This is a genomic window from Corynebacterium freiburgense (assembly GCF_030408815.1).
Classification (GTDB): domain Bacteria; phylum Actinomycetota; class Actinomycetes; order Mycobacteriales; family Mycobacteriaceae; genus Corynebacterium; species Corynebacterium freiburgense.
On the sequence record NZ_CP047355.1, the window covers coordinates 414,244 to 427,902 of the forward strand.

Consider the following 13,659-nt stretch of genomic DNA (forward strand, 5'->3'; position numbering starts at 1 on the left):
AAAGTATTAAATCTGGAGAATCATATGGCCGGGTTTCTAGGTGATGTTCTACCTGTATTGCCTTAGCAAGGATTTCACGCGGGGGTGTTCGGAAACACTATCCAAAAGCAGCAAGTATGAATGACCTGCTGCTTTGGCTTTTGGAGCCGCTGTCAAATAGAGGGTGTTTTCCGTGGTGGGCTATCTATTCCTGCAGCTTGTTGGTGGTTCCTGAACTTGTTCCCGAAAGCTAGGTGGGTTTTTGTTCTATGGTGCTTGGGGTGGTTTGGGAGGGCTGTGGGTTTGGGGATGGCGGGGTGGGAGGGCTTTGGGCGGGACCTTGGGAGAGCTTTGGGCGGGCCTGGGTTATGCCTGGGGTAGGCCCTGGGTAGACCCTAGTGCAGGCAGATTTGTGTTGTGGGCTTTCGGTTTGGGGGTGTGAGCTGGGGAAATGTTGTGATGGGTTGTGGGTGATGTGAAATCTGCCTGATTTCGGGGTGGTGGGGTGTCAGATCTGCCTGATATTTTGGGCTGGTGGGCTGGAAAACCAAGGTTTCCCGGGGGTTTAAGCCGCTTTCCCTGCGGTTTGATAGGTATACCCTATCGAACTGGTGATGTTTTCATACTGAGTGTCGCAGATTCCATAAAATCGCCTTTAAAAATGGAATTTGTGACAGCAACCAGCATTGCGCACAATCGTTGACCTGGGGTGTGTCGCAGATTCCATAAAAACAACGAAAAAAATGGAATCTGTGACAGGTTCCCTACCTATCGTGTCGCAGATTCCATAAAATCCGCCGAAAAAATGGAATCTGTGACAACACGCCCAAAAGATCAACCTGCGCCCAACCAGCGCCCAACCAGCGCCCAACCAGCGCCCAAAAGACCAAGCACCTCCCGGCCAGAGCCCACCCAGCCCCGACCAAATCCCAGCTCACCACAAGCACACAACCAAACCACAAGCACACAACCAAACCACCGGCCAAAAAGACCGGCCACCTGCCCTACCATGTACCACCCTGTCCCGCCCTGCCCAGCCATGCCCCGTTTCCTTGAGGAACTAAAAACTCTAACGGGCGACTCGTTCTTGGATTTTCCGGGTAGTTCGGCTCCTTGGCTAGTAGTTTGACACTGTCATGAGTGGAGGGGCGACGAAAAAATGCAGTTGCAATTAATATGTTCGATAGCGCGTCGCGCCCAGGGTGTATACACTTAGAATTTAGGTTATAAAGGTTGGGTTCTTAGCCTAGAAACATAACGGGGAAAGCATAAGTGAGGGGGAGAGCAGTGTCACAAAGTGTGGTTCGGGAACGAGTTATTATGCCGATTACGCTTAAGGATCGCCAGCCGGCACCACCATTGCCGCAGGGTGTATTGATTCCGGAACCTGTGCCGCAGGCAATGAAACCGGAACGTCAGCCATTTGTGCGGGTTGTTATGCCATTGGTGATGGTGGCGGCTGTGGTTGGGATGGTGGTGTTGCTTGTAGTTTCTGGTAGGTTGCGATCGGGCGCGGGGCTGCATCCTGGAATGCTTATGTTTCCAATAATGATGGGTATGGGGATGCTTGCAATGTTTTTGCCGCAGCCTGGGGAGGATGTTGATGAACAGCGCCGTGTGTATCTGCGTCATTTGGGGGAATTGCGTGCGCAAGCGGCGGAAAATGCACATGCTCAGCGCGAGTATGAATTGTTTAGGGCGCCGCACCCAGCACATTTAGTAGCCATGGTGGCTTCGCGGCGGTTATGGGAGCGGGCTGCGGGGGATGCGGATATTATGCAAGTTCGTATTGGGTTGGGTCCTGCTGCCTTGTGTACTCCTGTGGAATTACCTGATTTGGGTGCTGCGGAAGATTTAGATCCGGTGTGTGCGGTGTCATTGCGCAGGGCTGTGCATGACATTGGTTCGGTTCCTTCTGTGCCGGTGCTTGTGCAACTCGGGGCGTTTCGGTTTCTTGCGTTTTCTGGCCCGGGGGCTGCTGGGGTGGTTCGTGCGTTGGTGTCGCAATTGGTGTTTCATCATGGGCCAGAGCTGGTTTCGGTGACTGCATTAGGCGCGGGTTGGGAATGGTTGAAATGGCTGCCGCACACTCGAGATACTGAGGCAGCTACTTATCGTATTTTGGTAGTAGATGATGTCACTGCTGATGGTGCGGAGGAATGCGTGGAGGATCCTCGCTGGACCACCATTATTGATATCGGTTCCCGCGCAAAAAGCTTGCTAGGTGCGCGTGCTCGGGCGGAGGGTGTGGTGTTTCGGTGTGGTGAAACCCTACAGGTAGAAACCGAAAATGGCGGGGAAGACATTGGCGTTCCGGACGCATTAAGCATTGCGGAAGCATTGGTGCTTGCGCGTGCTTTGGCTGCTTGTCGACGTCCTGACACTCAAGATTCTACGAACCTGCCGCAGGATTTCCTGGGGTTGGTGGGTTTACACTCTAGTGTTCTAGAACATTCCGAAAACCTGTGGCAACACTGCTCGCATTTTGGTCACCTTAACGTACCAATTGGCATAGCCGAGGGTACACGCTTACCAGTGCTCCTTGACCTTAAAGAATCTGCATTAGGTGGGGTAGGTCCACATGGTTTATGCATTGGGGCTACTGGATCCGGAAAGTCTGAATTACTAAAAACACTTGTATTAGCGCTTGCTGCCACACATCCTCCCGAAGATCTCAACTTCGTACTTGTGGATTTTAAAGGTGGTGCGACATTTCTTGGACTTGATGCACTACCTCACACAAGCGCTGTAATCACCAATTTAGCGGACGAACAAGCCCTGGTAGAGCGAATGCATGACGCTATTAGTGGTGAAATGAATCGTCGCCAAGAAGTCCTACGCAGTGCAGGGAATTTTGCCAATGTTACTGATTACAATGCGGCGCGTTCGGCGGGACGGTCGGATTTAGCACCCTTGCCATCGTTGCTTATAGTGGTTGATGAGTTTTCGGAACTTTTAGGTCAGCATCCAGATTTTGCAGACCTTTTCGTCGCAGTAGGACGGTTAGGTCGATCGCTTCATATGCACCTTTTGCTTGCTAGCCAACGCCTCGAAGAAGGTAGGCTTCGAGGATTGGACTCGCATCTGTCATACCGAATCGGTTTGAAAACGTTTTCGGCAGGGGAATCACGCCAAGTACTAGGCGTTGCAGATGCGTATTATCTTCCTTCACAACCTGGGGCAGGTTATCTACGAACCGATGCAGAATCCCTTGTCTGCTTTCAAGCTGCATATGTTTCAGGTGCTTTGCCGCTCGCTGGACCATTATCCCAGCAAAATGCACACCCTCCGGTGCGAGTATTTCACCAGTGGATTCTTCCTGAAATTGATGATGCACCCCGCAAAACAGAATATCATTCCAATAAACAACTTCTTGATGTAGTTGTTGCCGCAACACAACGGGCGGCTGGGGAACGGCGAGCACACCAAATTTGGTTACCACCATTACCCAAAGAAATCCCACTTGCCACCGTGGTTTCTAAAGTTGGAAACCTTGCATGCGTATTAGGAATAATCGATCGCCCATTTCAACAGCGCCAAGACCCGTTTATTGTGGATCTTTCTGGTACTGGAGGTCATGCCGCGGTTTGTGGAAGTCCTCAAACCGGGAAAACAACGGCACTGCGATCATTGGTGTTATCACTGTCAGTGACGCATGGCACCGATATACTGCGGTTTTACATTATTGATCTCGGCAGTGCGGAGGGGCTTGCGGGCCTGGAACATTTGCCTCATGTTGCCGGGGTGGCTACTAAAAAGAATCCCGAACGGGTTCGCCGAATTATCGATGAAGTTGCAGGTTTTATTGCGGAGCCGGAACGCTGGCATACATTCCTTATTCTTAATGCTTGGCACGTGATTACGTCAGAATTTGAAGACCTTATAGACCCAATCACCCACATCGTTGCAGATGGTTTAGCCGCCAGAGTGCACTTTATTGCCACGACGGTCAGGTGGACGGCGATTCGGCCAGCAATTCGAGATCTAATAGATCACCGAATCGAACTGCACCTAGGTGAAGCTCTGGATTCACTTATTGATCGTAAAGCGCAAATGCGATTGCCAAATCTGCCGGGTCGAGGCCTTACGCCGGATGGGGAACCTATGCTATTAGCATTAAGTGGCAATCAAGATGTGCATTTTGTGCGTCAACAACTCAAAGACCACCAGCCAGTGCCAAGGCTAAAAGTATTGCCAATACGCATAGCACTGTCAGCATTGGAGCCGACATCGGAACCTGGTATACCTTTCGCTATTGGAGGTCCACGATTAAGCACACTTACCTGGGATTATGAACAAAGCCCACATGTGATTTGTTTTGGTTCACAAGGTTCAGGTAAATCCACTTTTATTGAAACGCTTATGGCTGGAATGACCAATTCGGCACGTCAGCGGATTGTGCTTATTGATCCTCGCCGAAGGCATTTAGGTACTGTTCCAGAAGATATGCTTGCGGCGTATTGTGCGACAACCGACGCGGTAATAAAAACCGTGGAGCAAACCTATGTGACCCTACAAGGCAGACTGCCGGATGCAGATATTACGCCGCTTGAGCTTCAGCAAAGATCGTGGTGGAGTGGCCCGGACATCTTCCTAATTATCGATGATTTCGATGTGCTTCCATCGGGTGTGTTCCAACGACTTGTGGAGTTAGTGCCTCATGCACGGGATATTGGGCTTCATGTCATTATTGCTCGAAAATCAGGTGGGGCGGGCAGAGCGTTATTCGACGCGTTTATTGCGGCACTGAAAGACCAAGCGCCTGGAGTATTTTTGCTTGATATTGACCGAGAAGAAGGAGTGCTTTTTGGGATTCGGCCGGTAGCACAACCGCCCGGTCGGGGAACCTGGCTGGTGCGTGGCAACGTCATAGGGGTGGGTCACGTAGCGCAGTGCGAGGAAAAGGCGTCGAGGTGAATATTGAGGTATTAGAGACAGCGACCGTATTCGAGGATGAGGAAACGGTATATCGATACGATCTCACAACTTCGAATATCGCCTCAGGCGGAGACGCTGCAAAAGCCGTAGTTGAACAAGCACGAGAAATTCTGGGGGATCGATGGACTACCGAATGCGTGCGTATCGACGCCCCGTCCGATGCCCTTGCTGTGCTTACTGCGGCATTTGCTGGTGCTGGGGTGCTGGTGCGGGAGGACGTCGAAAAGCCGATACCACCAGCACCTAAAACGCCCAAAAAGCTTAATATTCCAAGCCCTAATGAAATGGAACGCCCCACTTGGTTTGTCCCCGCAGTCATAGCAATTGCTTGTTGCGTAGCCGGAACGTGTTGGTGGGGTATGCAAAGCGAACGCCCAAGTGGGGCCGCTATACACAGCAGCGGTGTATTACCCACCAGCCCTCAACCAAGCATCCAAGCAATCGCGGAAACTCCGCCTCCACATTCATTACCTGGGACAGAGCTTTCACATGGAGCTATCCGAGTGCGGCTACCTGAAGGATTTAAACTTGAGCAACGTGACGATGGTGCACTGACCGCCACTGGCCCGGATGCAGAATTACGCGTGCTACTTGCAGTAGATCCGGTATATGGAGTCAACTCGGATGCGGTGTACCACGAAGTAGAAATCATGATTGCCAACGACGACACATTATCGCCACACAGTGGCGAACAATTTCGTGAACACGCAGTACGCACGATTGACTATAAAGAGGAACCTGGGGATGGGTCTCAAGTGAGCTGGGTGACTTGGGTTGAGGCAGATCATCAATTTTCGGTGGGTTGCCATACCCGCACTGAAGCAACAATTCCGCAGCTAGCGGTGTGTCGCATGGCGGCCGCAACTATTCACCTGCACCTGGATAGGGGGAGCCAAGAACGTGGTGGAACCAATGAAGTAAATCCAGGTGTCTAAAGAAATGAAAACAGCGAGATGATTCGAGGAGGGGCGAACACAGTATGACGGGAACATTTAGTACCGAAGCCGATGTAATGGTGGCCACCGCTGGTCACGTGGACACTACGAATAACCAGGTGCAGAGTGAACTTCACCGGTTGCGGGGTGTGGTAGATAGTGTGCAAGGAAATTGGAAAGGAGTTGCTCAAACCAATTTTGATTCGCTTATGGAGCGTTGGACTGTTGCGGCGCAGAATCTTCGTGATGCTTTAACAAGCATTGCGGAAAATATCCGTCACAATGCGCACTCGTTTGAGGGCATGGACATGGAAAATGCGGATTCACTCCGAACAATCGGTGGCCAAGGGCTTCCGCTATAACGCCGAAAAGGAATAAAACGTGACAAACAATAACACCATCAAATACTCTTTCGGCGCGATCCAAGAAGCGGCAGATGATATTAAAAATACTTCAGCGCGGATCAATTCCTTATTAGAAGAGTTAAAACGACAACTAGAACCAATGGTCTCTACATGGGAAGGCGATTCTGCCGAAGCCTATATAGCGGCACAACAGCAATGGGATACTGCTGCAGCGGAACTCAATAGTATTCTTGGAACGATTGGTACCGCCGTAAGTGAAGGTAATGATCGTATGAGTGATGTGAATCGGAGGGCGGCAGCCACCTGGCAATAAACAAAAGGCGACACTGTGGCATTGTCGCCCCTGCGCGCAAGATGTTCGATCATCTTTGCATGGTTTCCCCCGACTGTGTAAAGCAACCCGAGGCGATTTCCTTGCGTGTAGGGCCGAGGATGCCGGAGTGCGCCTATTTTTTGTATTTATAACCTGGCTGAACTAAAGTTGATGCTCTGTGTAGAGGGCCCTAGTAGAAAATAGGGCAGCCAGGTCATTATGGGTCTCCACCGGCCGCCGTAATGCAAAGACCTTCCGAATACACTTTCTGGCTGGCAGTTCTAGACAGACTTTAAAGGAGTCCTTTTGTCTACTTACCACCCGAAGAGCGGTGACATTACCCGTAAGTGGTATGTCATTGACGCTACCGATGTGGTGCTAGGTCGCCTCGCATGCCATGCAGCTGACCTGCTCCGCGGAAAAGGCAAGCCACAATTTGCCCCTAACGTTGACTGTGGTGACTACGTCATTATTATCAACGCTGATAAAGTACACATTTCCTCCAATAAGCGGGATCGTGAATTCCGTTACCGCCACTCCGGTTACCCGGGTGGTCTGAAGACTCTCTCCTTGGGTCGCTCCATGGAGCTGCACCCAGAACGTGTAGTTTTTGAAGCAATTCAGGGCATGATGCCACACAATAAACTCACCCGTGCATCCGTTAAGAAGCTGCGAGTATTCGCAGGTTCCGAACACCCATACGCTGCTCAAAAGCCCGAAACCTACGAGATCAAGCAGGTGGCACAGTGACCGATCAGAACAACACCGAAAACCTAGCTGCCGACGCCGCCGATATCGCAGCTGCACAGGCCGCCACCGAAGAATTCACCACCACTATTGGTGATGCAATTGCAGTGGATGAGGTTGAAGAAGCACCAGTTGCTCCTGCAGAACTCGATCATCCAATCCAGACTGTAGGTCGCCGTAAGCGCGCAATCGTGCGTGTACGTATGGTCGCAGGCACTGGCCAATTCACCTGTAATGGTCGCAGCTTGGAGGACTACTTCCCGAATAAGCTTCACCAGCAGCTTATTAAGGCCCCGCTCGTACTAATCGACCGTGAAGGCCAGTTTGATATTCAGGCAAACCTCCACGGTGGTGGACCTACTGGACAGGCAGGTGCTTTCCGCCTTGCTATCGCTCGTGCGTTGAATGCCTACAATCCAGCTGACCGCCCAGCTTTAAAGAAAGCAGGCTTCCTTACTCGCGACGCTCGCGCCGTGGAACGCAAGAAGGCTGGTTTGCACAAAGCTCGTCGTGCACCTCAGTACTCGAAGCGCTAAGATTCCGCATTTTCGAACTGAAACCGCCACGCTGTTGAGTGTGGCGGTTTTGCCGTATCTGGAGAATTTCTAGAACGCGACAAAACTAGACTTGTAGAAAAACAGTGACTTCTGGGATTAGCGTGTTTCAATATCTCATTAATGCGGATCCATCAGATGAAGTAATTCGCTCCCATTGGTTAGCGCGTATGAATGTGTTTATACAGGGCTTTTGAGCGCACCCTGGAAAGAAAAATGAGAGACGTTGTAACGCTAAAACAGAATTTACAGACATATACTATGTAAGGCTCAAAAGTATTATTTCTTGTATTCGCTGGGCTCTCAGCTTAGAGCAAAAAAGGCTGAGAAAAACCAAGCGCAGGCTAACTGTGTCCGTATAATTTGCAAAAAATTTTATTAAAATGTTGCTAAATGTGGTAGTTTTTGGTCACTGAACCCCTTTAGATAAGAACTAATGAGACACTTTGCGCTTTATGCTTTGTGGAATGAACCTATGCATAAGCTACCTAAACGTGGTATGGGCGATCAGGAATAAGAATAATTTGAAGAACCGGTTCTGAATTACACCATATTAAAGCCTGAAATACGAACTTTCATCCGGTAAAAATATTTTACGAACGTTTCTTCGCTAATATTCTTTCTTGAATAAAAAACTGCAAGAAATTATACTGCTTCTGTACTGCAAAACCGATTTTTATTTGGCACTTTATAGATGGCTAATCTGCTTTTAATGGCTAGGTATTTAAATCTCCAACTGTGGAAATAGTGTATTTGTGCGAACGGTATCAGGTGTAAAGTCTGCAATCTTGTTGTGCAGGGATTTTGTATATTTTACGGTCGTACAGTTCACGCATTTGCCGGTATCTTCTATGCTGTAAATCGGTGATGTGGTCAGGGCTGCGGCTAAAGGATTGACCACATTTGGGGGAGTTGGATCCGCTAAGAAATTTAGCCCGGTATTCGCTGTGTAAAAGCTGAAAAAATCTTAAAGTAATGTCTTCTACCTGCGTATATTTAAATTCACTTTGTGGCAAATCGATCTACTAAAGTGGCTAAAATTGGCGACATCTACGGTTTTGTAAAAATTTTAATTTATTTTTCATTTTTAAGCCGCACTCAGGTAACACGTTACCTACCCATATATGCCTCCAGCCTGCGAATTGTCGGATCTTTATCGTTAAGTTCTTTGCAGTATTTCATGTCTTTCTTTGGTCAATCTGGGTTAATTGTGTCCAAATTGCTGCTGTAAAGTGCTCCATAGGTATGGTGCTACCTTCTGGTTGAGCCTGCAATAAGTCGGAGAAAGGATTGAGCCTTGGCTCTTCAAATAAACCAATTCAGGCAAGTCCCTGTAGTTGCTCTTTTAGGCGTAGCGTTTGTTGCTTTTTTGGGAACTGTCTGTGCTTGGGTTTGGTTGACTAAAGTCGGGCCGGACCCAATGTTTCCAACCTTTATGGGAATATTTTTTTGCCTGATTGCCTTGGTTTCAGTCGTATTGTTGGGCAGAGTTTGGCATGCACTGGTGCAATTGTCGCCTACAGCGTTGTTAATGACCGTGTTTCCTTTTATCGTCGATGAAATTCGGGGCGTAATTGCGCTGGTTTTAATGGTGTCGGTGACGGTACCGTGGATCTCTCACGCGGTAACTTTGCCTTTTTACCGTCCATTGCAGGAAGTAAGCCGAGAAAATGAGTTGGAATTTAATTTTCAGTTTATGAGGCTTTGTCCAGCGATCCTTGCGTATTCCTTGATTCCATTGCTGGGCTTTGGCGTGGTGATGGCCACTATTAATACTTGGTGGTTTTTTGAGGTCGGTGTGTATTTGCTTGGTTTGTTTACGAACCTATTGTTTGCACTGGCCATGATTCCCGCCCAAGAATTACGCAAACCGAATTTTATTTTTGCTGGTTGGGCTTGTTACGCATTCTTTTTGTTGTTGTTTCCGCATTTTTGGTTTTTTGCACCGCTCGCTGGAATCGTTCCGCACTTGGCCTTGATCGGTGGGGGATTGCAGGGAGTTCTGGATCCAGCTCATCCGGGTAAAGATACTATTTTTTGGGATCTTGGCTTAGGTTTGCTTTTTGGCAGCATTTTGTGGTCTGACAAATTCTTCTTGATTGCGCTGTATTCCCGCGAGGTTGACGTGGTCACGGTGTATGTCGGATTAATTCCGGTAGTTGTGGGGATGGCAGTGTTTTTTAGTTCCCAGTATCCGTTGATTCGGAAGAATGTGGATTCATTGATGTTGGGAATTCACCAGATTCCGTTGTCTGGATTGCGGCGCTCGGTGGATTTGGCTCGAAATAATGTTGCTCGATGCTTTGCGCTTACATTAAGTGTTGCTTCGGTATCTGCATTGGGTGTGTTGCTGGTGAGTGCAAGTTTGAATATCGAGCATGATTTTTTGAGTTTATTGCTGTTTATTGTGCCGATTCCGTTATTGGCGTTCCACTTGTCGGTGTTTCAGTTGACCCAGTTCTATATGCATGGGCTGGCGGCACTGTACTCGGGTGTGTTTTTAGTTATTGTTTTGGTCGCGTTTTTGTTTATTGGTGCTGTGGCTGGCTTATTGACGGCCGCACTAGTAGCGGTGATTGGTTCGGTTGTGGCTATTCGAAGTGCGTCGAATCGCATGAAAGATGCGCCATTTGAGATGTTCTGGCAGAAAGCAGTGAATTGGTGAGTAAGACCAAGTATCGGTTCCCAGGTGATAATACTCCGCTTGAAGTCGTTGATGTTGCCATTGTTATGGAGTCAACGTACCCCTACTTAACGGGCGGTGTTTCCGCAGTTGTTCACGATATTGTGACCCATAACCCCGATCTAACCTTTGGAATTATCCATATTGCGTGGGATTCCAATGCACCTTCAAAGGATCTGTATGGGGTTCCTTCAAATGTGGCTTGGGTTGATGTTCTGTATCTTTCATTGGAGGAAAACCGCGAGGGATTCCAAAAGGCTGTCAATGATATTTCCGGTGCGCGTCATGCTAGTGAATTGGTCCGTGCCTTGCAGGATGGAACGCGCGGGGACCCTGCGTCGCTCCGAAAGCTTTATATTGACGCCGTGAATCCGCAAACCCGGTCGTGGCGTCTATGGTCACTACTACCACAACGTGACTTAATGGAAGCGGTACTTGATGCGGCCGGCCAAGCTGACGATATTAAGTTAGATGAACTTTTTTGGATGATCCGGGACTTTTTCTCCCTTATGTATGCGCTACTTGATCGCGTCCATCCGCCAGCTCGTGTGTATCACGCTCATACCACCGGTTATGCAAGCTTGGTTTCTGCTGCCGCTGCGCTCCAAAACAACGGTAAGTTCTTACTTACGGAACATAACCTATATGTCCAGGACACTATTAATACATTGCTTGAGCGCAGTATGAATCTTCCGGTGACGTTGGATTCACCACGAGATTTGTGTAGTACCACGTTTGAATGGTTTTGGGTGAATTGGTGGATTCGGCTTGGCGCATTGTTATACCCAATGACGGATCATATTACCTATCTATATCCGCGTGCTATTGATGAGGCGAAGGATTTGGGAGGAGACCCGGATAAATCAGAGATTCTTCCAAATGGCATCGTTTGGGATGACTTTGAGTACACGCGTCGCCGCCGCCAGGAGGTGATTGATAATCTTCCTGAAAAGAAGGTGTGGCGCCTGGTCAGTATCGCCCGAGTGGTTCCCATTAAAGGCATTATTGAACTCATTGACACCATCGATGAGCTGCGCCGTCGCGGCGTCGACAATGTTGTGGTTGATGTTCTGGGGCCAACAAACCACCTGCCGGAATACTATGAAAAATGCTTGGCGCATATTGAACGCCTTGGATTACAAGACAAAGTGATTCTGCGTGGCTCTATGAAAGTCCGTGATGTGCTGCATGATTATGATGCATTGATTTTGGCGAGCTTTAATGAGGGCCAGCCGATTGTGGTGTTGGAAGCTATGGTTGGTGGATTACCGGTGATTGGTACTCGTGTGGGCGGTATGGACCAAATGGTGATTGATCCACTCTTAGACCAAAACGAAAATGTTGTTGGCCCTTGTGGTGATCTTGCAGAACCGGGAGATATTACTGGTTTGGCAGATATCGTACAGCGCATTGCTTTTGATAAGGATCTTTATATGCGTTGGCACCATAATTCTCTGGCTCGCCCGCACACCATTTTTCTTATGGAACAAGTCATGGTGCGCTATAACGCGATCTATCGTCGTTTGGGTGCTGGGACTGATTTGGCCACAACACGTACTGCGGATTTGGGCCGTGGTGAAGAAGACATTGCGGTTGGAGGTTGGGAACGCCGGCCTCGCCAAAGTGCATTAATGAACTTTGCGGTTGGAGGTGTACGCCGTTATTTTGCGCGCTAATCGAATTCGTCCCAGGCTTGGGTGGATCCGTTACGCCGGTCCGTTGACTGATCAAGAAATTGAGCAAGCAGCGGGCCGGTTTCGTGCCGTGATTTTACAGCCATGGGAATCGGATCAAGCACAGCGTTTCCGTGATGCTGATCCGAATATTACTGTTCTGGCATATAAATGTCTTTCCTCGGTTCGCACCTATGAACAGGGACCCGTGTTTTCTTCCGGTATTGCGCCGAGCCAAGCCGAGTATTTGGATTCTTCGGTGGATGTTCCTGAGTGGTCTGGTTATCCGGGGCATATTCAACAGAAGGTTTGGGATAAGCAATATCAAGATGCCTGGGTTGAAACTGTTACTTCCGAACTTCAGGCTTCAAAGTTTGATGGTGTGATGGCTGATAATGATGTTTTTGATGATTATTACGGCCATGGCCTAGATATGGAACAAGTGCGTGGTGGTTTGGATGAAATGATAAGCCGCGCCGGGGCGTCGTTACGCGAACATGGGCTTATGTTGGTGCCGAACATCGCAGAATCCCGTATGCAACCAGGGCGTTGGGCGCGTCACGCTAGGTTTGGTGGCGGCTATGAGGAATGTTGGCTTGGCTGGGGCACTGCGGATGATGGTTGGCTAAGCGTTGATGATTGCTTGGCGCAGGTTGCGGAAATGGATCATGATGGCCTTATTATTGCCCGCGTCCCTGGAACAGGCGCTGCAAATGACCCATATCTTGAATTTGCTTTGGCGGCTGCGTGGGTATTTTTGCCGCACCGCGATATTGCGGTTACCGCTACCGCTCATGATGGGTATGGGGAAATGCCACTCTTAGAACTCGCCGATTATGATCTCGGCGAACCTCAAGGAGATGTGAGTTCTTGGCATGCTGTTGGTGTATTTTCTCGCCGGTTTGAATACGGTATGGCAGTAGTAAACCTAGGTGGGCACGAAGCAACCTTTGGCTATCAGGGAACCTTAGTAACGCTCCCAGCGCACAGCGGGCGGATTTTCCATCAGCACCAAGGTTTGTAGTGCTGTTTGTAGTGCTTTTCGACGCCCCGCCACACTTTATGGGGGCGAAAATAACGGACAAGAGCAAGAAAATTTCCCAATGATTTTAATATTGCGCGCTATGTGATTCTTCTCCGAAAACCCCACGCTAGACAATGGATCTCAGATAGTTTTTGTGCGGAGGGCAAAGGATTACATTGGGTTTTAAAATCATTCGTGGTTTTGATTTCATTGAGGAGGCTCCGTTGAATAAACCACACTTTAGAATTCTTTCAGGATTGGAGTGTAACGTTCAACGGGCATATGTGCTCACTGTGTAACACGCTTAAGCACAGGGGGTTATTTACTAGGTAGGAGAGTGTTCGCCGGATTCTGGCGAGCCTGAGTAACGAAAGGGCAGAGGTAGGACACGAGTGGCCAAGAAACGGTCTCCCAGGCGAATTCCACGAGTTCAACCCAAGCCGCGGGT

9 protein-coding genes are annotated in these 13,659 nt (G+C 49.1%); all 9 read left to right on the top strand.

Annotated elements, in window-relative coordinates; translation table 11 throughout:
* The first annotated feature begins 1,299 nt into the window (after positions 1 to 1,299).
* Positions 1,300 to 4,896, top strand: coding sequence for a type VII secretion protein EccCa (gene eccCa / locus CFREI_RS01915; protein ID WP_051255967.1), 3,597 nt, complete (start codon positions 1,300 to 1,302; stop codon positions 4,894 to 4,896).
* Positions 4,893 to 5,852: a type VII secretion-associated protein gene (locus tag CFREI_RS01920; protein ID WP_027012714.1), complete on the top strand. Its 960-nt coding sequence runs from the start codon at positions 4,893 to 4,895 to the stop codon at positions 5,850 to 5,852. Before eccCa ends, CFREI_RS01920 begins: the two co-directional genes overlap by 4 nt.
* A 44-nt stretch (positions 5,853 to 5,896) precedes the next feature.
* Positions 5,897 to 6,214: a WXG100 family type VII secretion target gene (locus CFREI_RS01925; RefSeq protein ID WP_027012715.1), complete on the top strand. Its 318-nt coding sequence runs from the start codon at positions 5,897 to 5,899 to the stop codon at positions 6,212 to 6,214.
* A 19-nt stretch (positions 6,215 to 6,233) separates the two neighbouring features.
* Positions 6,234 to 6,530 carry a WXG100 family type VII secretion target gene (locus tag CFREI_RS01930; protein ID WP_027012716.1) on the top strand — a complete coding sequence of 99 codons (297 nt, stop codon included), beginning with the start codon at positions 6,234 to 6,236 and terminating at the stop codon, positions 6,528 to 6,530.
* Positions 6,531 to 6,836: 306 nt separating this feature from the next.
* Positions 6,837 to 7,280 carry a 50S ribosomal protein L13 gene (gene rplM, locus CFREI_RS01935; RefSeq protein WP_027012717.1) on the top strand — a complete coding sequence of 148 codons (444 nt, stop codon included), beginning with the start codon at positions 6,837 to 6,839 and terminating at the stop codon, positions 7,278 to 7,280.
* Entirely contained in the window at positions 7,277 to 7,813 is a 537-nt protein-coding gene (gene rpsI / locus CFREI_RS01940; protein ID WP_027012718.1) for a 30S ribosomal protein S9, read from the top strand. Before rplM ends, rpsI begins: the two co-directional genes overlap by 4 nt.
* A gap of 1,549 nt (positions 7,814 to 9,362) precedes the next feature.
* Complete coding sequence (locus tag CFREI_RS01945) at positions 9,363 to 10,496, top strand: hypothetical protein (RefSeq protein WP_156907752.1); 1,134 nt, start codon at positions 9,363 to 9,365, stop codon at positions 10,494 to 10,496.
* Positions 10,493 to 12,190, top strand: coding sequence for a GT4 family glycosyltransferase PelF (gene pelF / locus CFREI_RS01950; RefSeq protein ID WP_051255939.1), 1,698 nt, complete (start codon positions 10,493 to 10,495; stop codon positions 12,188 to 12,190). Before CFREI_RS01945 ends, pelF begins: the two co-directional genes overlap by 4 nt.
* 43 nt (positions 12,191 to 12,233) lie before the next feature.
* Positions 12,234 to 13,211, top strand: coding sequence for a putative glycoside hydrolase (locus CFREI_RS01955; RefSeq protein WP_290246112.1), 978 nt, complete (start codon positions 12,234 to 12,236; stop codon positions 13,209 to 13,211).
* Positions 13,212 to 13,659: the final 448 nt, after the last annotated feature.